30 protein-coding genes are annotated in these 26,327 nt (G+C 69.6%); 21 read left to right on the top strand and 9 right to left on the bottom strand.

Features of this window, described 5'->3' with window-relative positions:
* Positions 1 to 21 precede the first annotated feature (21 nt).
* The 4 genes from VM938_03165 (at position 22) to VM938_03180 (ending at position 2,658) form a co-directional block, all read left to right on the top strand.
* The gene (locus VM938_03165) at positions 22 to 579 is read left to right on the top strand and encodes a hypothetical protein (GenBank protein HVF74024.1); all 558 of its coding nucleotides are present in this window, start codon (positions 22 to 24) and stop codon (positions 577 to 579) included.
* Positions 580 to 999: 420 nt separating this feature from the next.
* On the top strand, positions 1,000 to 1,230 hold the full coding sequence (locus VM938_03170; GenBank protein ID HVF74025.1) for a hypothetical protein: 231 nt from the start codon (positions 1,000 to 1,002) through the stop codon (positions 1,228 to 1,230).
* The gene (locus tag VM938_03175) at positions 1,227 to 1,619 is read left to right on the top strand and encodes a type II toxin-antitoxin system VapC family toxin (protein ID HVF74026.1); all 393 of its coding nucleotides are present in this window, start codon (positions 1,227 to 1,229) and stop codon (positions 1,617 to 1,619) included. The genes VM938_03170 and VM938_03175 overlap by 4 nt, the downstream gene beginning before the upstream one ends.
* Before the next feature lie 196 nt (positions 1,620 to 1,815).
* Entirely contained in the window at positions 1,816 to 2,658 is an 843-nt protein-coding gene (locus tag VM938_03180; GenBank protein ID HVF74027.1) for a hypothetical protein, read from the top strand.
* Positions 2,659 to 2,941: 283 nt separating this feature from the next.
* Here the strand turns inward: VM938_03180 and VM938_03185 are convergent, their stop codons facing one another.
* The 3 genes from VM938_03185 to VM938_03195 form a co-directional block, all read right to left on the bottom strand.
* Positions 2,942 to 3,124 (bottom strand): hypothetical protein, encoded by a 183-nt coding sequence (locus VM938_03185; protein HVF74028.1) that lies wholly within the window; start codon positions 3,122 to 3,124, stop codon positions 2,942 to 2,944.
* Positions 3,125 to 3,161: 37 nt separating this feature from the next.
* Positions 3,162 to 4,115: a hypothetical protein gene (locus VM938_03190; protein ID HVF74029.1), complete on the bottom strand. Its 954-nt coding sequence runs from the start codon at positions 4,113 to 4,115 to the stop codon at positions 3,162 to 3,164.
* 64 nt (positions 4,116 to 4,179) lie between these two features.
* On the bottom strand, positions 4,180 to 4,710 hold the full coding sequence (locus VM938_03195; protein ID HVF74030.1) for a hypothetical protein: 531 nt from the start codon (positions 4,708 to 4,710) through the stop codon (positions 4,180 to 4,182).
* Between the two features lie 246 nt (positions 4,711 to 4,956).
* On the opposite strand from VM938_03195, the gene VM938_03200 reads away from it, so the two are divergent.
* From VM938_03200 to VM938_03220, 5 genes are all read left to right on the top strand, one after another.
* Positions 4,957 to 5,472 (top strand): hypothetical protein, encoded by a 516-nt coding sequence (locus VM938_03200; GenBank protein HVF74031.1) that lies wholly within the window; start codon positions 4,957 to 4,959, stop codon positions 5,470 to 5,472.
* A 118-nt stretch (positions 5,473 to 5,590) separates the two neighbouring features.
* Entirely contained in the window at positions 5,591 to 5,857 is a 267-nt protein-coding gene (locus VM938_03205) for a YdeI/OmpD-associated family protein (protein HVF74032.1), read from the top strand.
* Positions 5,858 to 5,906: 49 nt separating this feature from the next.
* Entirely contained in the window at positions 5,907 to 6,452 is a 546-nt protein-coding gene (locus tag VM938_03210) for a cysteine dioxygenase family protein (GenBank protein HVF74033.1), read from the top strand.
* A 122-nt stretch (positions 6,453 to 6,574) separates the two neighbouring features.
* A complete protein-coding gene (locus tag VM938_03215) occupies positions 6,575 to 7,477 on the top strand; it encodes a homocysteine S-methyltransferase family protein (protein ID HVF74034.1) in 903 nt (300 codons plus the stop codon).
* On the top strand, positions 7,474 to 8,424 hold the full coding sequence (locus VM938_03220) for a hypothetical protein (protein HVF74035.1): 951 nt from the start codon (positions 7,474 to 7,476) through the stop codon (positions 8,422 to 8,424). The genes VM938_03215 and VM938_03220 overlap by 4 nt, the downstream gene beginning before the upstream one ends.
* Before the next feature lie 10 nt (positions 8,425 to 8,434).
* Here the strand turns inward: VM938_03220 and VM938_03225 are convergent, their stop codons facing one another.
* Positions 8,435 to 9,424: a hypothetical protein gene (locus tag VM938_03225; GenBank protein HVF74036.1), complete on the bottom strand. Its 990-nt coding sequence runs from the start codon at positions 9,422 to 9,424 to the stop codon at positions 8,435 to 8,437.
* A gap of 11 nt (positions 9,425 to 9,435) precedes the next feature.
* Positions 9,436 to 10,731 carry a hypothetical protein gene (locus tag VM938_03230; protein HVF74037.1) on the bottom strand — a complete coding sequence of 432 codons (1,296 nt, stop codon included), beginning with the start codon at positions 10,729 to 10,731 and terminating at the stop codon, positions 9,436 to 9,438.
* 224 nt (positions 10,732 to 10,955) lie between these two features.
* Here VM938_03230 and VM938_03235 point away from each other — a divergent pair, with 224 nt between their 5' ends.
* The 5 genes from VM938_03235 (at position 10,956) to VM938_03255 (ending at position 15,221) form a co-directional block, all read left to right on the top strand.
* Entirely contained in the window at positions 10,956 to 12,671 is a 1,716-nt protein-coding gene (locus tag VM938_03235; protein HVF74038.1) for an EAL domain-containing protein, read from the top strand.
* Between the two features lie 128 nt (positions 12,672 to 12,799).
* Complete coding sequence (locus VM938_03240; protein HVF74039.1) at positions 12,800 to 13,183, top strand: STAS domain-containing protein; 384 nt, start codon at positions 12,800 to 12,802, stop codon at positions 13,181 to 13,183.
* A gap of 4 nt (positions 13,184 to 13,187) precedes the next feature.
* Positions 13,188 to 13,913, top strand: coding sequence for a GAF and ANTAR domain-containing protein (locus VM938_03245; GenBank protein HVF74040.1), 726 nt, complete (start codon positions 13,188 to 13,190; stop codon positions 13,911 to 13,913).
* A 106-nt stretch (positions 13,914 to 14,019) separates the two neighbouring features.
* A complete protein-coding gene (locus tag VM938_03250; GenBank protein ID HVF74041.1) occupies positions 14,020 to 14,751 on the top strand; it encodes a GAF and ANTAR domain-containing protein in 732 nt (243 codons plus the stop codon).
* A 47-nt stretch (positions 14,752 to 14,798) separates the two neighbouring features.
* On the top strand, positions 14,799 to 15,221 hold the full coding sequence (locus tag VM938_03255; GenBank protein HVF74042.1) for a DUF1801 domain-containing protein: 423 nt from the start codon (positions 14,799 to 14,801) through the stop codon (positions 15,219 to 15,221).
* A gap of 16 nt (positions 15,222 to 15,237) precedes the next feature.
* Here the strand turns inward: VM938_03255 and crcB are convergent, their stop codons facing one another.
* Complete coding sequence (gene crcB / locus VM938_03260) at positions 15,238 to 15,600, bottom strand: fluoride efflux transporter CrcB (GenBank protein HVF74043.1); 363 nt, start codon at positions 15,598 to 15,600, stop codon at positions 15,238 to 15,240.
* Between the two features lie 137 nt (positions 15,601 to 15,737).
* Between crcB and VM938_03265 the strand changes: the two genes are divergently transcribed.
* Positions 15,738 to 17,924: an ATP-binding SpoIIE family protein phosphatase gene (locus VM938_03265; GenBank protein ID HVF74044.1), complete on the top strand. Its 2,187-nt coding sequence runs from the start codon at positions 15,738 to 15,740 to the stop codon at positions 17,922 to 17,924.
* 9 nt (positions 17,925 to 17,933) lie between these two features.
* On the opposite strand, the gene VM938_03270 is transcribed toward VM938_03265, so the two are convergent.
* A complete protein-coding gene (locus tag VM938_03270) occupies positions 17,934 to 18,194 on the bottom strand; it encodes a hypothetical protein (GenBank protein HVF74045.1) in 261 nt (86 codons plus the stop codon).
* Between the two features lie 213 nt (positions 18,195 to 18,407).
* Between VM938_03270 and VM938_03275 the strand changes: the two genes are divergently transcribed.
* The 3 genes from VM938_03275 to VM938_03285 all read left to right on the top strand — a co-directional run bounded on the left by VM938_03275 (position 18,408) and on the right by VM938_03285 (position 21,000).
* Positions 18,408 to 18,782 (top strand): rhodanese-like domain-containing protein, encoded by a 375-nt coding sequence (locus VM938_03275; GenBank protein ID HVF74046.1) that lies wholly within the window; start codon positions 18,408 to 18,410, stop codon positions 18,780 to 18,782.
* Between the two features lie 157 nt (positions 18,783 to 18,939).
* Entirely contained in the window at positions 18,940 to 19,821 is an 882-nt protein-coding gene (locus tag VM938_03280; protein ID HVF74047.1) for a hypothetical protein, read from the top strand.
* A 51-nt stretch (positions 19,822 to 19,872) separates the two neighbouring features.
* Complete coding sequence (locus VM938_03285; GenBank protein ID HVF74048.1) at positions 19,873 to 21,000, top strand: DUF222 domain-containing protein; 1,128 nt, start codon at positions 19,873 to 19,875, stop codon at positions 20,998 to 21,000.
* A gap of 6 nt (positions 21,001 to 21,006) precedes the next feature.
* On the opposite strand, the gene VM938_03290 is transcribed toward VM938_03285, so the two are convergent.
* The gene (locus VM938_03290; protein HVF74049.1) at positions 21,007 to 21,858 is read right to left on the bottom strand and encodes a sterol desaturase family protein; all 852 of its coding nucleotides are present in this window, start codon (positions 21,856 to 21,858) and stop codon (positions 21,007 to 21,009) included.
* Positions 21,859 to 22,154: 296 nt separating this feature from the next.
* Between VM938_03290 and VM938_03295 the strand changes: the two genes are divergently transcribed.
* A complete protein-coding gene (locus VM938_03295; protein ID HVF74050.1) occupies positions 22,155 to 23,381 on the top strand; it encodes a cytochrome P450 in 1,227 nt (408 codons plus the stop codon).
* On the opposite strand, the gene rsgA is transcribed toward VM938_03295, so the two are convergent.
* The gene (gene rsgA / locus VM938_03300) at positions 23,382 to 24,350 is read right to left on the bottom strand and encodes a ribosome small subunit-dependent GTPase A (protein HVF74051.1); all 969 of its coding nucleotides are present in this window, start codon (positions 24,348 to 24,350) and stop codon (positions 23,382 to 23,384) included.
* A 221-nt stretch (positions 24,351 to 24,571) separates the two neighbouring features.
* Here rsgA and VM938_03305 point away from each other — a divergent pair, with 221 nt between their 5' ends.
* Positions 24,572 to 25,552, top strand: a complete 981-nt coding sequence (locus VM938_03305; protein ID HVF74052.1) for a glycosyltransferase family 2 protein — start codon at positions 24,572 to 24,574, stop codon at positions 25,550 to 25,552.
* 25 nt (positions 25,553 to 25,577) lie between these two features.
* A complete protein-coding gene (locus tag VM938_03310; protein ID HVF74053.1) occupies positions 25,578 to 26,318 on the top strand; it encodes a class I SAM-dependent methyltransferase in 741 nt (246 codons plus the stop codon).
* Positions 26,319 to 26,327 lie beyond the last annotated feature (9 nt).

Consider the following 26,327-nt stretch of genomic DNA (forward strand, 5'->3'; position numbering starts at 1 on the left):
GGATGGAGAAGGTCGCTTGCCATGCTCGCGGTCGCAGCGGCGATCGTGACTGCGGCGCCGGCGCCAGGGGCACAGGCTTTGAGCACCGTGGTTCGCGATGAGGGGCACGGATGGTTCAGCACCACGAACGTCTCGGCATTCGTGGACGTCGCCGGTGCCGCCGACACGCACCACGGCCCCAACTACTGGGAGTTCACGGTCACCTACCGTTGCAACACCGGCGTGTGGGAGACCTTGGGTGCCAACTCGATCTATACGACCGATGGCAACGCCAGCGCGGGTGACACGTCGGGCACCCTGGACGTCTGGGGCTGGGGACGGTTCTGCGGCGATGTCGTCGCGCAGCGCTACCACTTCCGCGCCGATATGACCGGAACCACGAGTTGCGGCTCGAGCGACTCCGGTCCGACCGTGAGCGCGGGACCGGTCGGTGCCAACTATGCGAAGTTCCGCTGCAATACGGGCCCGGGCACTGCATTGTTCGACTTCTACTCGGCCTTCGGGGGCGGTTACCACTACAACAACTACACGGGCGGTTCCCGTCTCGAATACTGGAACAGCGTGACGATCACGGGATAACCGTGTCGTGACGATTGCACCCTAGGCGTCGTTCCTCGGGGGGTGAGCGGCGATCGCGCCGCCCACCCCCCGATGACATCGACGGAGGGGGGGGAGGGCCGAACACGGCGGCGCTGGCTCGCCACCCGCCGACCTACTTGCCCAACGGAGCTACGGTGACGACCGGGACTGCCGGTGGGTTGCCACCCAGTGACCCTGACCTGACCCCCTGAAATCGGTCCACCTGATGGACCGAAGATCGGGGTTCGGCCACCATCACCGTGCCGTAGAACCGTTGTTCGGCGCGATAGAAGATGGGGGCACCCTTGACGCTCGGGGTGTTTACATAATGACACCTCAGGTCCACTCGAATCACAACGTTGTAGTTGTCTGGGTGCCGATATGCATGTGTCAGCGCCACAATGGCGCTACACTGGCAACATGCCGAGCATCCAGGTGAAAGACGTTCCGGAGGATGTCCACTCCGTGCTACGGCGACGGGCCGGCGCGTCCGGTCAATCTCTGCAGGAGTACCTCCTTGCCCGACTGGTGGATGAGGCGCGTACTCCCACGCTCGACGAGGTCCTCGGACGCATCGAGCATCGAACGGGTGGCCGCGTCGCCTTGAAGGAAGCCGTGCGGGCGGTGCGCGCCGATCGCGACGCCAGTTGATCGTTGTCGACGCGAGCGTGCTCGCGACCGCTTTGGCGGACGACGACGCCGGTGGCCGCCGTGTGCGAGAGCGATTAGCCGGTGAACGCCTTGCGGCACCCGAACTGCTGGACCTCGAAGTCATCTCTGCCTTCCGTCGCCTGTGTGCCGCCGGGACACTGACGGCCGAACGGGCGGAAGCCGCTGTCATCGACCTCCACGATCTCCGGGTCCAGCGAGTGCCCCACCGCCCCCTTTTGGATCGCTGCTGGGAACTGCGCAAGAACGTGACGGTCTACGACGCCGCCTACATCGCCCTCGCAGAGAGCCTCGATGTCACGCTGCTCACTGCAGATCGCCGGCTCGTCAATGCACCAGGCGCTCAGTGCAGCTTCGAGTTGGTGATGTGACGACGCCCCGCGAGTGATCGCCATTGCCGCGCCGGGCTTCGTGTTCTTGGTCATGGGAGCAGCGTGCGCCTTAGCCCGGGCGGGCGTCACGTGCGACGTTCGTTACGCGACAACCCGCAGACGCTGACGAAACGCCCCGAGCGTCAGGAGCAACGTCCTCCCCGCAGTGGCGTCCAACGTGGGCGAGACTCGCGGCATGGTGGTTGTGATCGCCTGCGGACTGCTGGTGGCCGTCGGGCTCACCGCCGGCGTCCGTTGGGGTGGGCTCAAGTTCCAGCCGCCGCCGCCGTCGTCGGACGCGGAGGCGCGAGTCGACGTAGCCCGTCGTTATGTGTGGTACCTGGCGGTGGCCGCAGTCTCGGGGCTCGGCGCGGGTGTCCTTGTAGCCGGCGCCGGCGGACGGTTGGTGATGCGGCTGCTGGCCGTCACCTCGCCTGGGGCGGCACGGGGCCGGGTCACGGAGGCCAACGAGATCGTTGGCGAGATCACGGTCGGCGGCACCGTCGGCTTCGTCGTGTTCACCGGGCTCTTCTTCGGACTGGGGACCGGCGTCCTCTACCTTCTGGTGCGCCGGTGGCTGCCGGCCGGACGGCTTGGCGGCCTCGCTTTTGGCGGGCTGCTCCTGGTTGTGGCCGGGACTCGGATCGAGCCGCTCAGACCCGACAACGCGGACTTCGACATCGTCGGCCCGTCCTCGGTCGCGCTGCTCGCCTTCGGCGCGCTCGTCGTTCTCCATGGTGTGGTCGTTGCGGCACTCGCTGCCCGCTACGCAACCACGCTGCCGCTCCTGGCGCGGGAGCGGCGGGCCCTCGTCGGCCACGCGCCGCTGTTGTTGCTCCTGCCCGCTGTGTTCCCTCTGCTCCTGCTCGCGTTGGTTGGACTGGTCGCGGTCGCGCTGAGCCAGGTGGAGCCGATCAGGACAGGTCTGCACGGACCGAAGGCAACCTTCTTCGGACGCGTGATCCTCGCGGGTGTGGCGCTTGTGGCACTGCCCGGCTTCGTCACCGCCGTGGTGGACATCGCCGGCAGCGGCCCATAGCCACCGGGAGCGAGGAACATCTCGGCGGCGGCTTCCCGTCGTCGCAGGCGGGCGGCTTCCCGTCTCGCAGGCGTGATCCCTGCGCCCGCGTGGGATGCTTGCCAACAGTCCACAAAGCGAATCCACGTCATGCTCGTAGGTGACGAATTGGTCGTAGAGCGTGTCGTCTTTGAAGCAGTCGGCTGTACCTGAAAACGCCGGAGCAACTCGCGTCGGCTTGGGTTCGGCGATTGACCAGCTGCCTCTCTATCGGCGTTTCACCGGGGAGCGCCCCGGCCGAACGTCATCGGCGCCAGAACAGCAGGTGCGTCACCCCGCTCGGGCTGGGCACCGATTCCGAATGGAAGCGGTCGAGCAGATCCTCGGGGGAGTGCCACAGACGTTCGCCCCGTCCGAGCTCGACGGGTGCAACGGCGATGTGCATGGCGTCGACCAGGTCGGCCTCGAGCCAGGCGTCGAGTTCCATCAAGGGTTCCGGCCGCAGCCGGTACAGCCGCCGCGCGCTAGACGGGGAGAGCCGCCTGTCGGCGACCGTGCGAACGTCGGCGCCGTCCCTTCATGTGGGCCATCCCGAAAACGACGAGGCCCACGCCTGCCGCCGTGGCTCCGGCGACCATCGGCCACCCGACCATCGAGTCTTTTCGTGCGGCCACGGCGTCGCCTTCACCAGCGTTGGGGAAGGTGATGGTGGCTTCACCTCGACGTTCGGTTACGCCGCTGGCCAGCGCCACCGTCGCGTCCCACGGCCCCGCCGGCAGGCGCTCGTCCAAGGTGATGGTGACCTTTTTGGTGTCGCCGACGGCGAGGGTGGTGTTGAGCTCGGCGGGGAACGGGCCGGCGCTGAGGCCGCCGGGGCCGTTGGACAGCAGCAGCGTCCCCGTCACGTCGAGCGCTCGGCCGCCGGTGTTGCGAACCGTGGCGGTGACCATCGGCGCCCCCTTGGCCGATCGGGCAGGGGTGAGGGCTTCAACGGCGAAGTCGGGGGCGGGAGCGCCGCCGGGCCCGACCGACAGGTAGAGGCGGATGCCGACGCGACTCACCTGCACGACGCCGCCGGGCGCAGGCTGGGAGCGGGCTTCGGCCCACACGACGCCGTACTGCTCACCGGGTGCGGCATCGTCGGGCACGGCGACCTTGACGACGGCCGTGAGCTTGGCGCCCGCGGCGACGTCGATGGTGCCGGGGCTGACGGTGGTCCATCTGGAGACGTCGTTCGGCGTGCGCCCTTCGGCGCCCACGAAGGCGCCGTCCTCGATGGTGGCAGCGGAGGAGTACAAGGCCACGTGATGGCTCGACGTGGTCGAGTTCGAGACTTCCACCCGACGCTCGATGACGGTGCCGGGGGCCAGGTGGTCGACGATGTAGATGCGCGCCCGTGGATCGTCCTTGGCGGCGACCGGCGCCTCGACCAGCCGGAGGCCGATGCCGCCCGCTGCTCCCTGGGCGGCGGCCGTCAACGGTGTTGCCGAAAGCCCGGCGGTCAGTACCAGTGCGGCAAGGGCGACCCGGCGGGACCGCGACCTAGACAACGGAGTGCGTGATCGTCGCGGAGTAGACGTTGGCGGCCATGCCTCCGGGGACGGCGACGCTGATGGTCGGGTTCCACGTGGCCGAGTTGTCGCCGGTGATGCCGGTGGCGGTGACCGCAGGTGCAACGCCGGTCAGGTTCGGCGGGTTGTTGGCCGTGTAGGTGGCAGTGCCGACCTTGACGATGTCGCCGGCGGTGTAGCCGACCGCGCTGGCGGCGATGGCCGGGCCTGACGGCGGCGTGAACGCAGTGGAGATCACGCTTGCCACCCATCCCGATCCGGCGGCGGCGCTACGGGCGTCGTTGACCTGCACCTGGCCCAGCGGCCCGCTGATCGTCCCGCCTTGGACCGAGTTGGCCCGCGTGCCGAGGCTTCCGGCGTCGGCGGGCACGGTGATCGTCAACGCGCCGCCGGTGACCGACACGGTCGCGCTCGTGGGTTCTGCCGCCGTCGCTGGTGCCGCGGCGACGCCGAGCGCAAGCACCAAGGAAGCGATGCTGAGAAAGGGAAGCGACCTGCTCATGAGTGCGTCCTCGCCGACTGGTTCGACGCGCCGGGTGCGGCAGCCTCGTGCCTCTTTGATCGACATCCGGCATCACATCTGTGCTCAACAGCGGCTCAATGCTGCCGCCGCGCAGCCACCGTTTCTGGCCCGGGCCACCCGTGCTCAACGTCTTCTCAACGCGGCTATAGCCACCGAGGAATGCCACCGACAGTGGTCATCAGATACGGGAGTCGACCGACCCCCACATCATCAAAAAGGATCCTCATGCAACTCCGTAAGCCTCTTATCATCCTCGCCACCGCGGCCACGCTGGTCGTCGGTGCCGCTCTTCCGGCATCCGCCGACGACACCGACGCAACCTTCAGCCTCACCGGCGGGACGCTCACCCTCAGTGTGGGAGCGAGTGCTGCTCTCACCAATGAAGCGTCGGGCGTCGACGCCAACGTCATCACCGGCACCCTCGGCGAAGTGGCCGTGACCGATGCACGTGGCGGCACCGCCGGCTGGGTCACCTCCGCAGCGTCGACCACCTTCACGGGCGAGGGCCTGTCCGTCTCCACCGGCGTCGCCTACACCAACGGCACCGTCACGGAGACCGGGACCAACACCGTCGCCGCTGTCACCTCGAAAGCGCTCACGACGACCGCTGGCGCCGTGGCGACCGCGACCGCAGTGTCGGGCAACAACACCGCCTCGTGGAGCCCCACCCTCGACGTCAGCATGCCCGCCGGCGCGCTCGCCGGCGCCTATGCAGGCACGGTGACCACGTCACTCGTCTGACGCCCAACGCTCGTCCATCGAGCTCAACCCGACGACGGTCGAAGAGGCTCGCTGCGCTGATGCGTGGCGGGCCTCTTCCGCGCCGTGTCCGGCGAGGTCGGACGGCTACCGTGACCGCATGGCCGGCTCGCCCTTGCCCGGTGGGGTAGTACACAAGCTTCCAGGCGACTTGCGCAACGTGCTCGTCGCCAACCCTGCGGCGCTGGAGGCATGGAAGGACATCACGCCTCTGGCCCGCAACGAGTTCATCTGCTGGGTAGAAGACGCCAAGCAGGACACGACCCGAGAACGCCGCATTCGGCGGACGAAGGAAGAGCTGGAGGAAGGCAAGCGCCGGCCCTGTTGCTGGCCGGGCTGCAAGCACCGCGAGCGCAACGGCGCGTAGGCCTGCACCACAGGCCGCTCGATGCCGATGGGCGCGCCATGATGGACGCATGGACCGCGACGAGCTCATCGGGGCGTGCCTCGCCGCCCGACCCGACGGCATGGCCGCGGTCAAAGAGGTCGTGGAACAGGCGCTGGCCGACGGGCTCGCCGTGGGCGACGACGCCTACGTCGAGCTCTACCGGAGCGACGACCTGCTCGTCCAGCAGTTCCTCTGGCCGCCGGGCTACAGCACGCAGGCGCACGACCACGGCGGGCTGTGGGCGGTCGTGGGCATCGCCGCGGGAGTCGAGGAGAACCGGCTGTTCCGAGCGAGAGGCGACACCCTCGAGCACGTCGTCTCCCGTGAGTACCACCGCGGCCAGGTGGGAGCCCTCGGGCCCGACGTGATCCATGCGGTGCGCAACCCGCGGTCGCAGGAGTGGAGCGCGGCGCTGCACGTCTACAGCGGCGACCTCACGCGGGCGCCCGAGCCACGCAGCGAATGGTGGGAGCCTGATCTCTGCCGGCGCCCGTACGACAGCGAAGGCAACGTCGCCACCTACTTCGCCGCGGTGGAGTCGGCGCGTCGCGCCGACTCGTCCCCACGAAGCTGAGACTCGCGTCGGCGCCCCGCATCCTGCTCCTGTAGAGCCACGGTGACGGCACAGTGGGTCCGCGGTCGCGGCCGCACGCGCCCTAACCTCCGGGCGCGACCGGCGCGAGGTGGGAGGCAGGCATGCAAGCACCGTGGCTGACCGACAGTGGCTTGGAGACCTGGCTGGTCTTCCACCGCGGCATCGACCTGGCGGACTTCGCGGCGTTCCCGCTCTTGGACGACGCCGACGGCCGGGAGTTGCTGGCCACGTACTTCCGCGACCACCTGCGGGTAGCCCAGGAGGCGGGTACCGGCTTCGTCCTGGAAACCCCGACGTGGCGGGCCAATGCCGATTGGGGAGCGCGGCTGGGCTACGACGCCGATGCCCTGGACCGGGTGAACCGCGACGCCGTGGCATTCGTCCGGGGAGTCGGTGCCGAGTTCCCCGGCGTCGACGCAGTGGTGAGCGGCAACATCGGCCCGCGCGGCGACGGCTACAGCCCGGCCGAGCTCCTCACCCCGGACGTGGCGGCTTCGTACCACGGGCCGCAGGTCGCATCGTTCGCGGGGGCAGGCGCCGACCGGGTGACGATGCTCACGGCCACGCATGCGGGCGAGGCCATCGGTGTCGTCCACGCCGCGAGCGCGGCGGGCATGCCGGTCGTCGTCGCCTTCACCGTCGAGACCGACGGCAGGCTCCCCGACGGGCAGCCGCTGCACGAGGCGATCGAGGAGGTCGACGCCTCGACGGGCGCGGCAGCGTTGTACTTCGGGATCAACTGCGCCCACCCCGACCACTTCACCGACGCGCTCGCCGTCGGATCCGACGCCGTCGAACGGGTGAAGCTCCTACGGGCGAACTCGTCGCGCGCCAGCCACGCCGAGCTCGACGAAGCCGAGGAGCTCGACGAGGGCGACCCGGCGGAGTTGGCCGGCCAATACGCCGAGTTGTCGGAGCAACATCGCTTCGCCGTGCTCGGCGGATGCTGCGGTACCGATGTGCGCCACGTCCAGGCCATCGCGGGCGCCTGCGTGCGCCGATGAAGAGCCTTCGCCAGGGGTTGGCAGTACTGGGCCACACCGGCCCGTTCAGTTGGCAGGAGCACCTGCACTGCCCGCCCCCAAGCGTGCGGGAACTCCTCGGCTACTGCACCGATTCCCGCGTCAATGAGTGGGTGCGGTGGCCCGAGCCCATGTGGCAGGTCGACAACGAGGCGTGGACCGAGGAGGCCCAAGGGGTCACTTGGGGACGGGACGGGTGGTACGTCGCCACCAACGCAGACGACGGCCGAGAGGGCCTCTACCGACTGGTTCCCGGCACGTCGTCGGCGACGTGGACACGCCTGGCACCCCGCCTCGCCACAGGGACCGTGCACCACGGGGCACCGTGCGAGTGGGAGGAGTGGATCTACGTTCCCGTGCAACACGCGACATGGGGCGTGTGGAAGGTGCGGGCCGACTTCACCGCCGATGCCGTCCTCACCGCCGCCGACCGACCGGCCGACGACCTGTTCCCGTGGTGCGACGTCAATCCCGCCAACGGCCTGCTCTACACCTGCAACTTCTCGTTCCCCACCAAGTTGTACGCCTACGACGCCAGCGCCACCGTCGACGGCGTGATGCCTCGTGTCGACAAGGAGGACATCACCTTGCACTGGGGCGACCCCCCACCCAACGGGGTGCAGGGCGCATGCTTCACCACCAACCGACGGTTGCTGATGATCCACGACGTCAAGGACGACGACGAGGACGAACTGGTGCAGTGCTACAGCGCCATCACCGGACGCCTGCTCGGGCAGATGTCGTTGCACGCCGACGCCGACGAGTCCACGCCCACCACGTTGAACGAGTTGGAGTCGGTGCGCCTCGCCACGGTGACAGCCAAGGGGGTTACCACCCACATCCAGGTGCTCGAACTGAACAACGAAGGGTTCAGCGAAGACGACTTCTACCTGTGGGGCATCGCCGTGCCGGACCCCTCGCTGCTCTGAGCACGCCTGGTCACGGCGTGCCGGTGACGACCCCGTAGAGGTATTCGGAGAAGGCGTCGACCGTCCCGCTCAGTTCGAACTCCGAGCCCCACGACCACACTCGGAACAGCACGGGGTCGTCGTCGTCGGGGTCGGCACCCAGGTTCAGGCCACCCAGGTAGATCACCCAGTGGTCGGGTGGGTAGTCGTCGTCCTTGCTGTGTACCCAACCCCCGAAGCCGCTGGGCGCCTGGCGGGCGCCGTGCCCCGAGCTCCGGTAGTGGATGGGCTCCTCATCGTCGTCGCCCCCGTTTTTGATGAGGTTGGCGTCGATGAGGAAGAAGGCCACGCCTCCTGCGTTCACCGCGTCCTGGGCCTTGCGCATGCAGCGCACTTCGCCTTCGACGAAGCACGTCTCCCACCCGCCGTTGGGCAGGTCGAGCACGTCGCGCGTCCACCCTCGCTCCTCACCCCAGAGGGTGATCGTCTCCAGCCCGTTGGCGTCGTCGTCGACGTCTTCCCAGATGTTCTCGTCGTCGCGCATGGTCGCGGCCAGCAGCCAGTCCACTTGGCCGATGGTCCCGGAGGCGACCGGCTCCTTGCGCAATTCCGCTTCGGCCACGATGACGCGCCCCGTCGGGCACACGAGCTTGCCCGTCTCCAACAACTGCTTGGCGGCCAGCACGTACTGGACGGGCCGGCGACGGGCGAACTCGACGACGATGCTGATGGGCCCGCACAAGCCCGTTGGGTTCTGCCGGATGATCGCCGGGTCGCGCAACCGGTCGCGGAGCTCGGCCACCACCGTGGCCCGGTCGATGTGCGACCACAGGTTCACGCTGCCGTCGGCCAACGAGCGCAGGGCTGTGCCCGCCGGGCTGAACCGCTGGGCCAAGTCGCGGACCGACACCGTGCCCGACGGCATGGGCTGCGGCCACGTGGGCACGCCGAGCGACTGGCGCAGGCTCCACGAGCCGGACGGGTTGTCGAGGGCAAAGGCGGTGTCGCGCAGGGAGAGCACGGCCTCGCCCCCTACTGGAGGGTGACGAGGACGGGCAACAGGGCCGTGCCCGCGTCGAGCGGGGCCAGCGCCTTGCCGAGCACGGCGCCGAAGGCGCGTTCACGATCGACGGCGGCCATGGCCACGCCAGGCCGCTCCGAGGTGGTCAGCAACGTGCCCGGCGCGATGGGGGCGCTGTCGGCCTCGACCTGGCAGAAGACCTTGCCGACCAGTGCCACCGGCACCCGCTCGGCGCCGGTGGCCCGCCGGTCGAGCACGATGCCCGGACGGTAGGCGCCCGCCCCGGAGACGACGCCGGCCACCCGGGTGTCGTAGGGCTCGGCGCTCCTGCGCAAGCGGCCCGGGTCGTCGTCGAGCACGAGCACGCTGCCCGGTTCGGGCTTGTCGCCCGCCACGTCGAACTCCTCGGCACAGTCGGCATTGGTGAGCACGATGTCGCCGGTATCGGCGTCGAGCACGATCTGGTCCTCGAACTGTCCCTTGCGCAGGACGATGCGACCGGGCAGGCGGCCTTCACCGCCCAAAGCGAGGCCGCCGTAACCGTCGAACTCGCCGAGGTAGGCGAAGGCCGCCCCGTTGGCGTCGTACAGCCGCAAGCTGCCGCCGTCGGCGCTGGGGCCGAGCACCGCCTGCACGTTCTCGTTGGTGCCGCGCACGCGGATGGCGCACTCCGCACCGTCGAGCACGATGCGAGCTTTGGCGTTGCCCGCCCGCACCACCACTCGCCCGGGGAGCTTGTCGTCGATGCCCACCCAAAGGCCGGACCTGCCGTCCCACTCACCGAGGTGGGCGTGGGTGCGGGTGCCGCGGCGCACTTGCACCGATGTCGCCTTCTTGGCGTCGACCAACTCGATTGCCGGGGTGCTCGCCACCACCTTCTGGGCCAACGTCGCCGCGCCGCCGCCGTAGCCGGCGTCGACTGCCACGTTGCGGGCCTTGAGGTGCTTGAACTCGGCGTCGGGTGCGGGGGCGTCGACGCCTGTGGCCTTGATGCCGCCGGCGCCCGTCTGCTTGACCGAGCGGGAGCCTGCCTTCTCCGGCTTGAGCGCGGAGGTGTCGGCCTTGATCGGCGTGAGGTCGTCGTGGTCGAAGGGGATCGATTCCCTCATGGCGATGTCGAGGCCGCTGCGCCGCTTGCGCACCGGCCTGCCCGTCACCTCGGCCTTGGCCTTCGTCGTGGCCTTCGTCGTGGCCTTCCCCGTGGCCGCTTTGGCGGCTTTGGCGACCGGCACCTTGGCTGCCTGCTGCTTGCCTGCAGTGAGCCTGCTGGCTTTCACCGGTGTCGTGGACTGCCGCTTCGGGCTCATGGATGCCCCCTGTCGAGGTCGAATAGGACGAATCGCCCGGAGCGTACGTCGCGTATGGAGCGACGACGTGGAGGATCGTTCCCAAGCCGTACGGCGTCCGTATTGAGTTGCGAGCAAGCGGTGTACCCTCACCCGTGGGGGCCCATTTTCGGGCGACCCGAAATGGCAGTTGCGTTGCTCCTGACCCTGGTGGCGCCCAAGCGTGTCGGTGAGGAGCGTTCGCTGTGGGAGTCACTCAGGTCGACCCGATGCTCGGTCCGGGGCTCGACCGCGTGGTCACACTGGGCTCGCCCGACCTGCACACGGTGGCGACGCTCGACGGCGTCTACCGGTTCGTGTCTCCCGCCGCCCGTGCGCTTTTCGGATGGGAACCCGACGACTTCGTGAGCCGGCCCCAGGCCGCCTTCACACATCCCGATGACGTGGGGCTCGTCGACGACGCCCGCAGGCTCGTCACGGCCGACCCGGGCTGCACGTCGACCACCGTCTTCCGGTTCCGCTGTGCGAGCGGCATCTACCGGTGGACCGAGGCCGTGTCGCGGCTGGTCGACGGTGAGGACGGGCCGCTGATCGTCTCCAGCATCCGCGACATCGGCGACCGCAAGAAGTCCGAGGTCGAGCTCAGGCACAAAGCCAGCACCGATCCCTTGACCGGCGTCGCCAACCGCACCGTGTTCATGGACCGCCTGCACCAAGCGCTGCTCAGGCTCGAGCGCAAGGACGGCCTCGTCGCCGTGCTGTTCCTCGACCTCGACCGGTTCAAGTTGATCAACGATTCCGTCGGGCACCTGGCGGGCGACGCCGTCCTCCTGAAGATGGCCGAGCGCCTCAGCAAGTTCCTGCGCCCGCAGGACACGTTGGCACGCCTGGGTGGCGACGAGTTCGCCGTGGTGGTCGAGGACATGTCGCAGGCCGAGGAGGCAGTGGCCTTGGGCCGGCGGATCGTCGAAGCCGGCCGCACCCCGTTCCAGGTGGGCGACGAGCGGTTCGTCTGCACGACCAGCGTGGGGATCGCCGTGACGTCGGACGCCCGCTACAGCGCCGAGGGCCTCCTTCAAGAGGCCGACCTCGCCCTGTACCGCGCCAAGGACCGGGGGCGGGACCGGGCCGAGGTCTTCGACGAGGACTTGCGCACGCGGGCGGTCGGCCGGTTGGGCACCGAGCGCATGCTGCGGCGGGCCATCGCCGAGGGTCGGCTCCGGCTCGACTACCAGCCCATCGTCGAGCTCCGCACCGGTGACACCGTGGCGGTCGAGGCGCTGGTGCGGGTATGGGACCCCGACCAGGACCACCTCATCGAGGCCGAGTCGTTCATCGAAGTGGCCGAGGAGGTCGGCCTCCTGGCGCAGATGGACGAATGGGTCCTCGGCCAGGCCGTGGGCCAGGCCGGTGCATGGCGAGGGTTGTTTGCAGGCACCGCCTTTGCCGACGTCGCCATCAACGTCACCGCTCGCCACCTGTCCGACGCCGGGTTCGCCCAGTCGGTCATCGCCGACCTGGCCGCCCACGGCCTGCCCGCTGCCGCGCTCCAGGTCGAGGTCACCGAGCGGGTGCTCATGGAAGCGTCGAACTCGGCCATGAGCGGCCTCAAGGTCCTGCGTGACGCCGGGGTGAAAGTCGGCCTCGACGACTTCGGCACCGGCTACTCGTCGCTGTCGTACCTGCGGCTGTTCCCGCTCGACTTCGTCAAGATCGACCGCTCGTTCATCAGCGAGCTCGCCCTCGGTGCCACAGAACGGGCCATCGTCGCCTCGATCATCGACCTCTCCCACGCGTTGGGGATGGCTGTCGTCGCCGAAGGGGTGGAGACCCAGGCCCAGGTGGAGCAGCTGATGACGCTGGGGTGCGACCGAGCCCAAGGCTTCCTTTTCGCCGTCCCGGGGCCTCCGCAGGCCATCGAGGACCGGGTCTTGACCGGACGGCGCACAGAAAGAAAGTGACGATTATCCGATTCGTTCGGCCCCAACCTGTGTATCTTGAGGAGTGACACGACAAAAACCCTGACGTGTCGAGCCGGCTCCCGCCGGCTCGGGAGCGATACCCCGGACCCCGGTAACGCGTCATCGTGATGGCGCTTGTGGCCGAGGGGGTCTCAATGAAACGAACCGTGGGTTTTTGCGGGCCAACCTCTGTGCAAGACGGCGTCGTGTCAGCGGGGCCCACGGTCGTCCGCCTTTCTGGCGAGCACGACATGTTCACCGTCGATGCCTTGACGGACGCCATCGCTCAGGCGACAGCCGTCGGGGACGGCGACCTGGTCGTCGACCTGGGCGACGTGGAGTTCATGTCGGTGGCCACCGTCCGTGTGTTGCTCCACGCCCAACTGGTCCTTCAACGGCAGGCACGGACGATCGTGTTGCGTTCGCCACCGGCGTGCGCACAGCGCGTTCTCGATCTTTGCGGAGTCGCCGACCTCTTCGAGTTGAGCGCCGCCGCGGACGAGGGGCCGTGAAGCGGTGGCGGGCGAACGGCGACTACGGATCCTCGATCTGCTCGGCTTCGGCGCCGCCTCCGGGTCGGAGACCAAACGGCTGTGTGAGGTGTGTGCCGAGGCCACGGGGATGACCGGCGCGGGCATCATGCTGATGTCCGGTGACGTGTCGCGGGGCTCGGTGTGCACCACCGGCGATGTGAGCGACCTCATCGAACAGCTCCAGTACGACCTCGGGGAGGGGCCGTGCGTGGACGCCTACCACAGCGACCGTCCGGTGTTGGAACCCGACCTGGCTCGCCCCTACACACCTCGATGGCCGGCGTTCTCCGGCCCGGCGGTCGACGCCGGGGTGCGAGCCGTCTTCGGCTTCCCGTTGCAAGTAGGTGCGGTGCGCCTCGGCGCCCTCAACCTGCACCGCGAGCAACCGGGCCCGCTCACCGACGACCAGTATGCCGACGCGGTGGTCATGGCCGACATCGCCGCTCAAGTCGTGCTCGTGCTGCAAGCCGACGCGCCGGAGGGGACGCTGGCGGGCGAGCTCGAGGTGGGCGCCGATTTCCACTACGTGGTGCACCAGGCCGCAGGCATGGTGGCCGCCCAGTTAGACGCCAGCGTCGGCCACGCGCTCATCCGGCTACGGGCCTATGCCTTCGGCAACGACCGCAAGCTGGCCGACGTGGCCGTCGACGTGGTGTCGCGGAAGCTGCGTTTCGACGCCGACAGCGGCGAGAAGGACCCGGGGCCGTGACCGGGCAACGCCAACGTGTCGCCGCCTTCGTCCGTACCATGACGCCAGAGGTCACGCGCCGGACCGAAGGCCGAAGCAGTACCGAGTCGTCGTGACAGGAGATTCCATGTCCAGAGAAATAATGCTCGCCAGGACCTTCGTCGAGTTGGCCGACACCCTCGTGGCCGACTTCGACGTGGTGGAACTGCTCTCGCTGCTCACGGACCGCTGCGTCGAAGTGCTCGACGTGGGCGCCGCCGGGCTCATGCTGGCCGCGCCAGGAAGCGGGCTGCGGGTCATGGCCTCGTCGAGCGAGACCATGCGAGTGCTCGAGCTCTTCGAGCTTCAATCCCAAGAAGGCCCGTGCCTCGATGCCTTTCACACCGGCCAGGCGGTGATGAGCCCGGACTTGGCTGCCGCCAACGACCTGTGGCCTCACTTCGCGCCCGAGGCGCTGGCCGCCGGGTTCCAATCGGTGCAGGCACTTCCCATGCGCTTGCGAGGCTCTGTCATCGGCGCCCTCAACCTGTTCCACGTCGAGCGGGGGGAGATGCGCAAAGCCGACATCGATGCCGCCCAGGCACTGGCCGACGTGGCCACCATCGCCGTCCTCCAGCACCGTGCCGCACTCGAAGCCCAGGTCCTCAACGACCAGCTCAACCATGCGCTCAACAGCCGCATCGTCATCGAACAGGCCAAGGGAGTGGTGGCCGAACGGAGGAACCTCGACATGGAAGCGGCGTTCTCCGCCTTGCGCACCTACGCCCGCAACCACAACCTCCGCCTGGCCGATGTCGCCCGGGGCGTGATCGACGGCACTATGTCCGTCCTTGACGTCGACGGCGTCTTGCCCGACTGACTCCTGCTCGGGCGACACTGCGGCAGCGACACCAATCGGAGGGCCCCATGGCACAAGCGGACGGCGAGGCGCCGAGCGACAAGGTCGACCGGATCATCGAGGGGATCGGTGACTGGCGCGGGCAGGCACTGAGCAGGATGCGCAACCTCGTCAAGGAGGCCGACGAGCGCATCGTGGAAGAGGTCAAGTGGGTGAAGCCCACGAACCCGAACGGCGTGCCGACGTGGTCACTCGACGGGCTCATTTGCACCGGTGAGGTCTACAAGTCGACGGTGAAGCTCACGTTCGCCTCCGGCGCCGCGCTCGACGACCCGGCCGGGTTGTTCAACGCCGGCTTCGGTGGCAACACCAGGCGTGCCATCGACATCGGTAAGGACGACGAGGTCGACGCCGATGCGTTCAAAGCGCTCGTCCGCGCGGCCGTCGCCCACAACGAGGCCAAGGCGGCGGGCAAGCGCAAGAAGCAGTAGCTCCGCCGCCGGCCGGTCAACGGCGCAAGCTGCCCCCCGCCGTGTAGCCCAGCGCGGCGGCGGCCACCCCGGCGCACACCGAGCCCACCACGTAGGCGGCCGACGCTGCCGCCCGCCCCTCGCGCAGCAGCGTCTGCGACTCGTAGCCGAAGGTCGAGAACGTGGTGAACCCGCCCAGGAACCCCACGCTGACGGCGACCACGAGGTCACGTGGCCATCGCGACGGCCCGGCCACCAGCACCACGCCGAGGGCGAAGGAACCCACGGTGTTGACGGCCAAGGTCGCCCACGGGAACGACTGGACGCCCACCCGCACCCCGACGGCATACCGCACGACGGTGCCCAACGCTCCGGCGGCGGCGACCATGGCGATTCGCATGGCGCACAGCATGCCCGAGCCCGTTGGCCGGGCTCGTGTGCGCTGCCGCCCGTGCGCGGAAAAATCAAGGTCGGCGGCGGCAGCACGACGGGCATAGAGCAGGCGGTCGGGGCGGGTTCGCTACCCTGGCCTTGCAGATGGGTGTCCACGGAGCCGAGACCGGCGACCCCGTGCTCGAAGGGCGCAGCGTTGTCACGCACGCACGAGCGCTCGCCGTGCAACGCGCCGTCGAAGCGGGGCGGGCCGACGTGGCCGACGACCTCGCCCTCGTGGCCAGCGAGCTGGTGACCAACGCCCTGTTCCACGGCGGTGGCTGCCGGGGCATCGAGTTCGCCGCCGTGGCCGACGGCGTGCGCATCGAGGTGCGCGACCACACGACGGCGCCTCCCGTGTTCGGCCATGCGTCGGAAACGTCACTGACGGGACGCGGCGTACGCCTCGTGGCCGGCCTGTCGGCCCGCTGGGGCGTCGACCTCGAACCGGGCGGCAAGGTGGTCTGGGCCGAGGTGACGGGGGAGGTGCACGACGGCACCGGCGTCGACGAACAGGCGTTGTTGGCCATGTGGGGCGACGACGAGTGGGACGTGGACCAGCCCCGCCGCTTCCACGTCGAGTTGGGCGACGTGCCTACCGACCTCCTGCTGGCGGCCAAGTCGCACGTCGACAACATCGTGCGGGAGTTCGCCCTGGCGTCGGGCGGTGCCGACTCCGGCGTCACCGCCGAGCTGCCGCAGCACCTGAGCACCCTTCTCGATGCTGTCGATCGTTTCGCCGAAACCCGCCTCGCCGTGAAGCACCATGCGCTCGACGCCGTGCATCGAGGCGAACAGATGACGCGCCTCGCCCTCGACCTCCCTGCCTCGGCGGCCGACGCGGCCGAGGAGTACCTCTCGGCCCTCGACGAGGTCGATGTCTATTGCCGGGCCATGCGCATGCTCACCCTGGAGACGCCTCCGCAGCACCGCCTGTTCCGTCATTGGTACGTGAGCGAACTGGTCACGCAGCTGCGGGCTGCAGCCGCCGGACAAGAGCCGCCGCCCCCGCAGCCGTTCGAGCGTCGCATCCTCACCGAGCTCGACCGGTTGGTGACCGCCCACCGCGCCTCCGACCGGGCGGCGCGCCTCTACTCGGTAGCCGCCGCGCTGGCCACGGCCGACACGCCTGAAGCGGTAGCCGCCGCCGTGCTCGGCGAGGGCGTTGCTGCGCTCGGCGCGGCGGGTGGCGGCATCCTGCTGGCCACCGACGCCGACAAGCTCGCGGTGCCCGGTGCCGTCGGGTACGACGAGAAGGTGTTGGAACGACTGCGCAACGAATCCCGTGACGCCGAGCTCCCCGCCGCCGTCGCCCTGCGCACGGGCGCGGCGGTGTGGCTGGAGTCCCGCGCCGAACGCGACAGCCGCTTCCCGGAACTGGCCGACCTGGAAGCGCGCACGGTGTCGCTGTGCGCAGTGCCCCTCGAAGTGCAGGGCCGCCGCCTCGGCGCCATCCGCTTCAGCTTCAACAAGCCCCGCTTGTTCGGCGAGGACGAGCGGCGCTTCGTGCTCACGTTGGCGGCCCAGGCGGCGCAGGCACTGGACCGCACCCAGCTCCAGAACGCCCGGTTCGACGCCAGTCGCCGGCTCCAGCGCAGCCTGCTGCCTCGCACCTTGCCCGACATCCCGGGCGTCGGCCTGGCCGCCATCTACCACCCGTTCGGCGACGGCATGGAAGTGGGCGGCGACTTCTACGACGTGTGGCCCATCGGGGCGGGGCGCTGGGCCCTCGCCATAGGCGACGCCACCGGCACGGGCCCTGAGGCCGCCGCCCTCACGGCCTTGGTGCGCAACACCTTGCGCACGCTGACGATGACGGAGTCCGAACCAGGCGCCATCGTGCGCAGGCTCAACAGCGTGTTGGTGGCTGCCTCCGAGCCCGACGAGGAACGGTTCTGCACGGCGATGTTCGGCGTGCTCGACACCAACGAGGGCGTCGAGCTGGTGCTCGCCGGCGGTGGGCACCCGCCCTTGTTCGTCCGCCGGGCCGGGGGCGCCGTTGAGATCGTGCCCGTCGGCGGCGCACTGTTGGGCGCCTTTGCCGAGCCCGAGGTCGACACGGCCCGCGTCTCGCTGGTGCCCGGCGACACCGCCGTGCTCCTGACCGACGGGGTGCTGGAGGCCCGCCGAGACGGCGTGTTGTTCGACACCGACGGCGTGGTGCGGGTGCTGAGCGACGAGCTCGGCGACGCCCACACCGTCGGCGTCGCGCTGCAGGAGGCGGTCCTGGCCCACACCGACGGGCAGTTGAGCGACGACATGGCTGCCGTCGTCGTCAACGTCGTCGGCTGAACGCGGGCGTCACCACTCCATGCGATCGACCAAGTCGGTCGGTTCGAACTGCGCGTACCCGTCCTCGTCGGCCGCAGGAGGCGGGCCGAGCTCCACGTCGACGTCCAAGATGCCGGTGCGGGGTGCGGCCGTGGCGTGGGCCATGGCGGCCAAGGCGATGGCCTTGCGTTCGCCGTACCAGGTGACCACCCGATAGCGGGTCCACTTGTCGGTACCGGTGTTGAGAGACCGGAACGACACGATGTAGCGGCGCAGCTCCTCCTCGGGCATGCGCGGGACGGCCGCTACCGGCGGCCGCGGCTCCACCGGTCGAGCAGCGACAGCACGGCGAACAGGCCGACGAATCGGTCGTCCGTCGGGACGAGGGGGAACCGCATGGCGGGCACCGTAGTCAGCGCAACGCTCGCATGTCACCGACGTGCGAGCGTCACGCCGCCGGACTTCGCGACAAGATGGCGACGACCATCGATCGAGGGAGGCACCATGCCCAAGTCCGCCGCAGAACTCGTCGCAGAGGCCAAGCAGCGCATCGAGAACTTGAACCCCGACCAGGTCGAGCAGGAGATGGCGGCCGGGGCTGTCGTCGTCGACCTGCGGGAACCCGAGGAGCTGGAGGCCAACGGCCGCATCCCCGGTGCGGTGCATGTCCCTCGCGGCATGCTCGAGTTCCGGGCCGACCCCACCAGCTCGTACCACCTGGCGCCTCTCGACCCCTCGGCCCGCGTCATCGTCCATTGCGCAGCGGGCGGGCGTTCGGCCCTTGCCGCCGCGGCCTTGGCCGACATGGGCTACGAGCGAGTTGCCCACCTCGACGGTGGCATGGCCGCATGGCGCGAGGCGGGCAAGCCCGTCGAGTAACGCAACGGCGCAGACAGTCCAGCGGTTTCGGTTGAACGGCCCGGCGGCTGCAATCTCAACCGCCGGGCCTCGACTGCACCGTGACCGCGGCCACCGCACGTCGTGCGCGCCGTCCTACCCGGGGTGGCGTCCTGTCACCCGTGGTAAACGAGTGGCCATGCCTATCGACGTACCCGCCGCCGCTCGCTTCCTGGCTACCTCGGGCCGCCTGGTCGACCGTCGCCGTTTCGAGTTGTTGGTGGGCGAGGGCGACACAGAGGCGGTGCTGGCTGCGCTCGACGCCTACCGCAATGCCGACGGCGGCTACGGCTGGGGGCTCGAACCTGACCTGCGGTCGCCCGAGAGCCAGCCCATCCAGGCCCTGCACGCCTTCGAGGTGATGGCCGAGTGCGGGGTGGTCACCGGTCGGGCTGTCGAGTTGTGCGACTGGTTGGCGACGGTGGCCCTCGACGACGGCGGCTTGCCGTTCACCCTGCCGATCGGCGACCCCGCAGGGTGCGCGCCGTGGTTCGGAGGCGCCGACCCCACAACCTCGTCGTTGCAGGGGACGGCGGCGGTGCTGAGCGAGGCAACGCGGGTGGCGCACCAGGATGCGGCGGTCGCCGCGCACCCGTGGTTCCGCGGGGCCACGGCGTACTGCCTCGACGCCATCGGGGCGGCCGCGCGGTTGTCGGCCTACGAGACGTTGTTCGCCCTCCGCTTCCTCGAGGCGGTGGGGGAGGCGGGGGCCGCGCTGCTGGCTCGGCTCGCTGGCGGGCTGCCGGCGTCAGGGGCCATCGCCGTCGAGGGTGGCCTGGAGGGCGAGCACATCCACCCGCTCGACTACGCGCCTGCGCCCGGCTCGGCGCTGCGCTCGGCGGTGCCCGCGGACGTGGTGGATGCCGACTTGCTGCGGGTGGAGACAGGGCAGCAGCCCGACGGCGGTTGGACCGTCGATTTCGCCTCGTTCTCGCCGCGGGCGGCGTTGGACTGGCGGGGCTACGCAACGTTGCAGGCGGTGCGGGTGCTGATCGACAACGGGCGGCAAAAACCCTTGTAAACAAAGGGAAATTACTTGATAAGGTGGATCGAACATGTGTCCGATTAAGGCGTGATCGGCGCACTACGGGAAGCGGTCGAAGCACCGGATGTTCCCCTCGACGGCGACGCCTTGGCCGAGGTGTTGAAGCTGGTCGACCTGCTGAACGCCAAGGTGTCGCGGGTGATCGGCGAGTTCGACGCCGAGGCCCTGTGGGAGCTCGACGGCGCCACCTCGATGACGGCCTGGCTGCGGCACCACGCAGGCATGACGGCGAGTACTGCTAAGTCGACGGCTTCGACGGCAAAGAAGCTCCGGTCGTTGCCGCTGACCGCGGAATGCTGGTTGTCGGGCAGCCTGTCCGGCGGACAGGTGCAGGCCATAGTGCGCAACGCCACGCCGGAGTTCGCCGAGCACGAGGCGGCGGTCGTCCCGGTGTTGGTGGATCTGTCGGTGGCCGACACCACGCTGGCCATGCAGCAGTGGAAAGCGATGCTCGACATCGAGCCGACGTTCGACCACGGCGTGCACCTGTCACAGACGTTGGACGGCCAATGGGAACTGACGGGATCACTCGACTCGCTCGGCGGCGAGACGGTGGCCACCGCATTGCGGTTGGCGATGGTCGACGACCCCGACGTGCTGCCGTCGCAGCGCCGGGCTGACGCGCTGGTCGACGTGTGCCGGTTCTTCCTCGACCACCAGAGCGGTCGGCGGGGTGGCAGGCACCGCCCGCACCTGAACGCGGTCGTCGACTACGACGCCCTGCTCGCCGGCAAGGGCGGCAGCTTCGTCGGCGGTGGCCTGCTCGACGGTGCGTCGGTCCAGGCGCTGGCGTGCGACGCAGCGATCCACCGAGTGGTGACGGACGGCCGCAGCACGATCCTCGACTACGGCACGTCCACCAGGACCATCCCGGCCCCGCTGTGGTCGGCGTTGGTGCTGCGGGATCGGCACTGCCGGTTCGAGGGCTGCGACCGCCCGTCGCAGTGGTGCGAGGCGCACCACGTGGTGCCCTGGCACGACGGCGGTACGACGAGCCTCGACAACCTGGTGCTCAAGTGCAGCAGGCACCACCACATGGGCCACCAACCGGGGTGGTCCGAGAAGCTCGAACCGGATGGCACCTTGGTGGTCACCGACCCAAGGGGCCGCACGAGAACCACCCGACCACCCGGCAGTCTGCCGATCGCTGCCTGAAGTTGCTCAGCCCAGGCGGGCGGTTCGGAAGGGGAGGGCGAGGTGGCCGAGGTAGTCGGTGGCCTCCAGGTCGCGGGTGCCGATGCCGTACTCCTCGGGGAACTCGTCGTGGTCGAGTGCGGTGCCGAACAGGTGGTCCCAGAGCGACAGGAACGTGCCGAAGTTGCGATCGTGGGCCTCGCCCGCGGCCGCGTGGTGCCAGTGGTGGAAGGCGGGCGTGACGAGCACGGCGCCCACCGAGCGCATGCGGAGCCGGGCGTTGGCGTGCATCACGAACGGGTGCACGAAAAAGAAGGTGACGAGCCAGGGCGCCAGTTCCACTTGGCCCAGGGCATAGGTGGGCAGCGTGACGGCCACGATGTTCACGGCCAGGTCGATCGGGTGCGCCCGTGACGTGGCCAGCCAGTCGAGGCGCTCGCTGGAGTGGTGCACGGCATGGAACGCCCACAGGAACTGCACCCGGTGCAGGGCCCGATGGGCCAGGTAGTTGGTGAAGTCGGTGACGACCAGCGTCACGCCCACCAGCGCCAGCCACGGCAGGGCGGCGAGGGCATCGCGAGCGGAGCCGGGCACCGCCGCTTCCACCGCCGGGCCGACCACGCCCAAGGCCACGGCCACCAGCGGCACGATCATGCTGCGGTCGGCCAGGGCGTGCGTGAGGTCGACGGCATAGGCCCGGCGTGAGCGTGCGCCCTCGTGGAGCGGGGCCAGCACCTCGCACGACATACCCAAGGCGGCGGCCACCGCCAGGCCCACGAGCAGTTCGGGGGCCGTGCGGATGCCGACGGCGGCCAACGCCACCGATACGACGACGTTGGCCGCTGTGCGCACCCCAGGGCGGGCCGGAGTCGACAACAACATTGCTCAGAAGCCGTTGGCTCGGCTGCTCTCCTGCAGAGCGGCCATGGCGGCGGGCGCATGCAGGGCAACGGCGGTGGCGGCGACGACGACGGCAGCAGCGATCTTCTTCTTCATGGGAATCCCTTTCGGAACGGTTCGGACGCTTGACCCCAGTCTGCGGACAACCGCCGTCCCCGTCTGTCACCTGGCGCGCACAACGAATGTCGTCCAGGCGAATGAAATCCGTCACACCGCCTTGACCGGCGCACCCGCCCGACCTAGAGAGGAACAGGCGCGATCAGTTTGGGGGAGCAATGAGCACGGTCGAGGCGACATTCAACCCGTTCGACCCGGAGTTCGCCCAGGACCCGTACCCGCAGTGGCGCCTCCTGCGCGAGCACGACCCGGTACACGAGACGCCCTTCGGCATCTGGACGCTCTTGCGCTACGAAGACGTGCACCGCTTTGTGCGCGACCCCGCCCTCAGCGTCGAGGACCGCCACGCCACGCCCGGCATGCTCGACGCCGTGGCCCGGGAGGCGCTCGGCGACCGCTACGACGAGATGCAGCAGCGCGGCACCCACGCCATGCTCAACCTCGACCCGCCCGACCACACCCGCCTGCGCCGCCTCGTCAGCAAGGCGTTCACGCCCCGGGTCGTCGAGCAGCTGCGCCCCCGCATCCAGCAACTCGTCGACGACGCCCTCGACCAGGCGGCCGGAGCGGGCGAGCTCGAACTCATCGGCGACCTCGCCTTCCCGCTGCCGTTCGCCGTCATCAGCGACATGCTCGGCATGCCCGAGACCGACGCCGATCAGTTGCGGGAATGGTCGGGCACGCTCGTGCGCACGCTCGAACCGTTGGCCAACCCCGACCTCATCCGGGCCATCGCCAGCGCGGGCGAGCACATGCGCAACTTCACCGCGGAGGTCATCGCCTGGAAGCGCGACAACCCGGGCGACGACCTGCTGACCGCGCTCATCGCCACCGAGCACGACGGCGACGTGCTGTCCGACGAGGAGCTGGTCGAGCAGGTGATGCTGCTCTACATCGCGGGCCACGAGACGACCGTGAACCTCATCGGCAACGGCATGCTCGCCTTGCTGCGCAACCGCGACCAGCTCGACCTCCTGCGCAACGATGCCAGCCTGGAAGCCAACGCAGTGGAAGAGCTGCTGCGTTACGACCCACCCGTGCAGATGACCCGGCGCATCACCCTCGGCGACGTGGAGGTCGGCGGCAAGGCCATCGCGGCAGGGACCTTCGTGGTGTGCGTGATCGCCTCGGCCAACCGCGACGCCGAGCAGTGGGGCGCCGACGCCGAGACGCTCGACATCACCCGCGAGGGTGCCAACAACCACTTGGCCTTCGGCGGCGGCGTGCACTACTGCCTCGGCGCCGCGCTGGCCCGCCTCGAAGGACGCGTGGCCATCGGCACGTTGTTGCGCCGGTTCGACGACATCGAGCTGGCGGGGGACCCGGTGTGGAGCGGGCGCATCAACCTGCGCGGGCTCGACCGCCTGCCCCTGGCCGTTCGCTGACTACTCCTCCCGGTCGCGGTACAGGCGGCGCTGGGCCTTGGTGTGCACCTTCCACACCTTGGTGACTTCCTTGCGAGCCACCGGGTCGGCCCGCAGGCGCTCGGCCGTCGTCTCTCGCACGAGCTTGCGGTAGCTGGCCAGCCGGGCCGGATGGAGGTCGCCGCTCGCCACAGCGGCAGCCACCGCGCAGTCGGGTTCGACCTCGTGGGTGCAGTCGGAGAACCGGCATTGGCCCGCGAGGGCTTCGATGTCGGGGAACGTGGCCGCCACGGCATCGTCGCTCGCGTCGGTGCCCAGGCTGCGCAGGCCGGGCATGTCGATGAGCGAGCCCCCGCTGGGCAGCGGCACCAACTGGCGTGACGTGGTGGTGTGACGGCCGCGGTGGTCGTCCTCGCGCACGGCGCCCACGGCCAGGCGTTCCTCGCCCAGCAGGGCGTTGACCAACGTCGACTTGCCCGCGCCGGACGGGCCGAGGAACACCGCCGTCACCGGGTGGCGCAGCAGCGCTCGCAACTCGTCGAGCCCTTGTCCGGCGACGGCACTGGTGGCCACGAGGTCGACGGGGCCCAGGCGGCCCGCCATGTCGGCCACGGTGTCAGGCGGAGCCACGTCGAGCTTGGTCAGCACCACGACGGGCTGGGCGCCGCTGTCCCAGGCGATGACCAGTTCGCGTTCGACGCGCGTGGACGACAGGCGGTCGCCCGGTGCGGTGATCAGCACGAGGTCGACGTTGGCGGCCAGCACTTGGCGTCCGCCGTCGGGGTCGAGGCGACCGAGCGACGACCAACGAGGCAAGACCTCCACGACGGCATCGCCGTCGAGCACCACCCAGTCGCCAACTGCGGTGCCGGGGAAGGGCAGGAACTGCTCGCCGTCGAGGGTGGCGAGGCGACACCAACCCCGCTCCACGGCGACGACACGGCCAGGCGCGGCACGGGGGTGCTCGGCAGCGGCGAAGAGCGCTTGCACGCGGTCGGACCATCCGACGGGCGCAAGCGGGTGCTGCAGAAGGTCTGACAAACGGGAGTCTCCTCGGACAGGGGCGCTCCCGGTCGGCTCAGCCGGTGGGAGCGCCTTGCGACAGGGAACGGGCGGCGCCGGCAGTCGTCGGCGTCATGGCCCTCCCTTTCGTGTCGTAGGCGTTGGTTCGAACGGTACCGCACCTTCCAAGGCGTTGTTACGCTCGCCCGATGGCGGCCCCCGAATCGACGCAGCATCGCGTCAGCGCCGTCGTGCTCGCCTACAACCGCCGTGACGCGGTGGCCGAAGTGCTGGGCCACCTCGACAAGCTCCCCGCGGTCGACGAGGTGCTCGTGGTCGACAACGGGTCAGAGGACGACACCGCCGCGCTGGTGTCGTCGTGGGGCGGCAAGGTGCGGCTGGTCGACGCGGGGGGCAACTCCGGCATCGCCGGGCGCAACCTCGGTGGGCGAGAGGCCACCGGCGACCTCGTCGTGTTCCTCGATGACGACTCCTACCCGCTGCCCGGTGCGGTGGAGACGCTCACGGCCTTGTTCGACCGCGTGCCCCGCTTGGCGGTGGCGGGCGGGCTGGTGCGCGACGTCGACCCCGACAAGCGCGTCGTGCTCGACACCCAGGTCGGCACCTTCGACTGGTGGCTGCGGGGCGGTGCCAAGGGGGATCCGCCGCCGGAGGGCTTTCCCGCCTTCTTCTTTCCCGAGGGTGCCTGCATGGTGCGCCGCGCCGCCTTCCTCGAGGTCGGCGGCTTTTACGAGCCGTTCTTCTTTGCCTCGGTCGAAGTCGACCTCACCACCCGCCTGCTGGCTCGCGGCTGGGACGTTCGGTACCTGCCCACTGCGCCGTTCGACCACATGAAGGTGGGCACTGGACGCAAGCCGGTGCACGACGTGCTGGCACTGCGGGTGCGCAACCAGCTCTGGTATTTCTGGCGCCACTTCCCGACCGGCTTGGCCGTGCGGCGCATGGTTGCCTATGCCGCCTTCGACCTTTTCAACGTCGTGCACAGGGGCGCCGTGGGGTCGTGGGGGCGTGGCGTGCTCGACGCCTGGCGCACGCGCGACCTCGTACGCGGTGACCGCAACCCGTTGCCCCGTGATCTGCTGCGGCGGGCCGAAGGCAGGCGAGGGCGCATGCACGCCCAACTGCTGGCCATCCGCATCCGGGAGCGAATGGCGCGCCGTTCCGGCTGAACGACGCCGGCCTACGGTGGCCGCCATGGAGGCCATCCCCGAGCCCGCCCGAGTGGGCTTCGGTGCGGGCGCCGATGCCTACGCCCGAGGGCGCCCGTCGTACCCGGCCGAGGCCGTCGCATGGATCGCCTCGTGCTGTGGGATCGGCCCCGGTCGCACCGTGCTCGACCTGGCCGCCGGGACCGGCATCTTCACCGACCTGCTCACGGCGACGGGCGCGGATGTCGTCGCCGTGGAACCGGTGGCGTCGATGCGGGCCAAGATCGGAGGAGCCCGAGTGCTCGACGGCACGGCCGAAGCCATCCCGCTCGACGACGCATCGGTCGACGCTGTGACCGTGGCCCAGGCCTTCCACTGGTTCCGGCGCGACGAGGCCCTGGCCGAGATCGCCCGGGTGCTGCGGCCCGGCGGCGGCCTGGCCCTGGTGTGGAACCGTCGAGACGAGAGCGAGCCGTGGGTCGACCGCATGTCGGAGGTCATCGGTTGGCGGGCGCATCAGATCTCCGAATACGACCGGGTCGACTGGCGAGCCGTGCTCGATGCATTCGGCGCCTTCGGCGAGGTCGAACACCGCTCGTTCGCGTGGGAGCACGAGATCGACCGCGACGGCCTGGCCGAACGGGTGCGGTCGGTGAGCTACGTCGCGGCCATGGAGGAAGTCGAACGTGAGGCGCTCGTGGCCCAAGTGCTCGAGCTCGTGCGCGAGTTCCCTGACCGTTTCGCCCTCCCGTACAACACGTTGGCCTGGTGCACGACCCGTTGCTGATGCGGCTTC

It is taken from the genome of Acidimicrobiales bacterium (genome assembly GCA_035536915.1).
Lineage (GTDB): Bacteria > Actinomycetota > Acidimicrobiia > Acidimicrobiales > JAHWLA01 > JAHWLA01.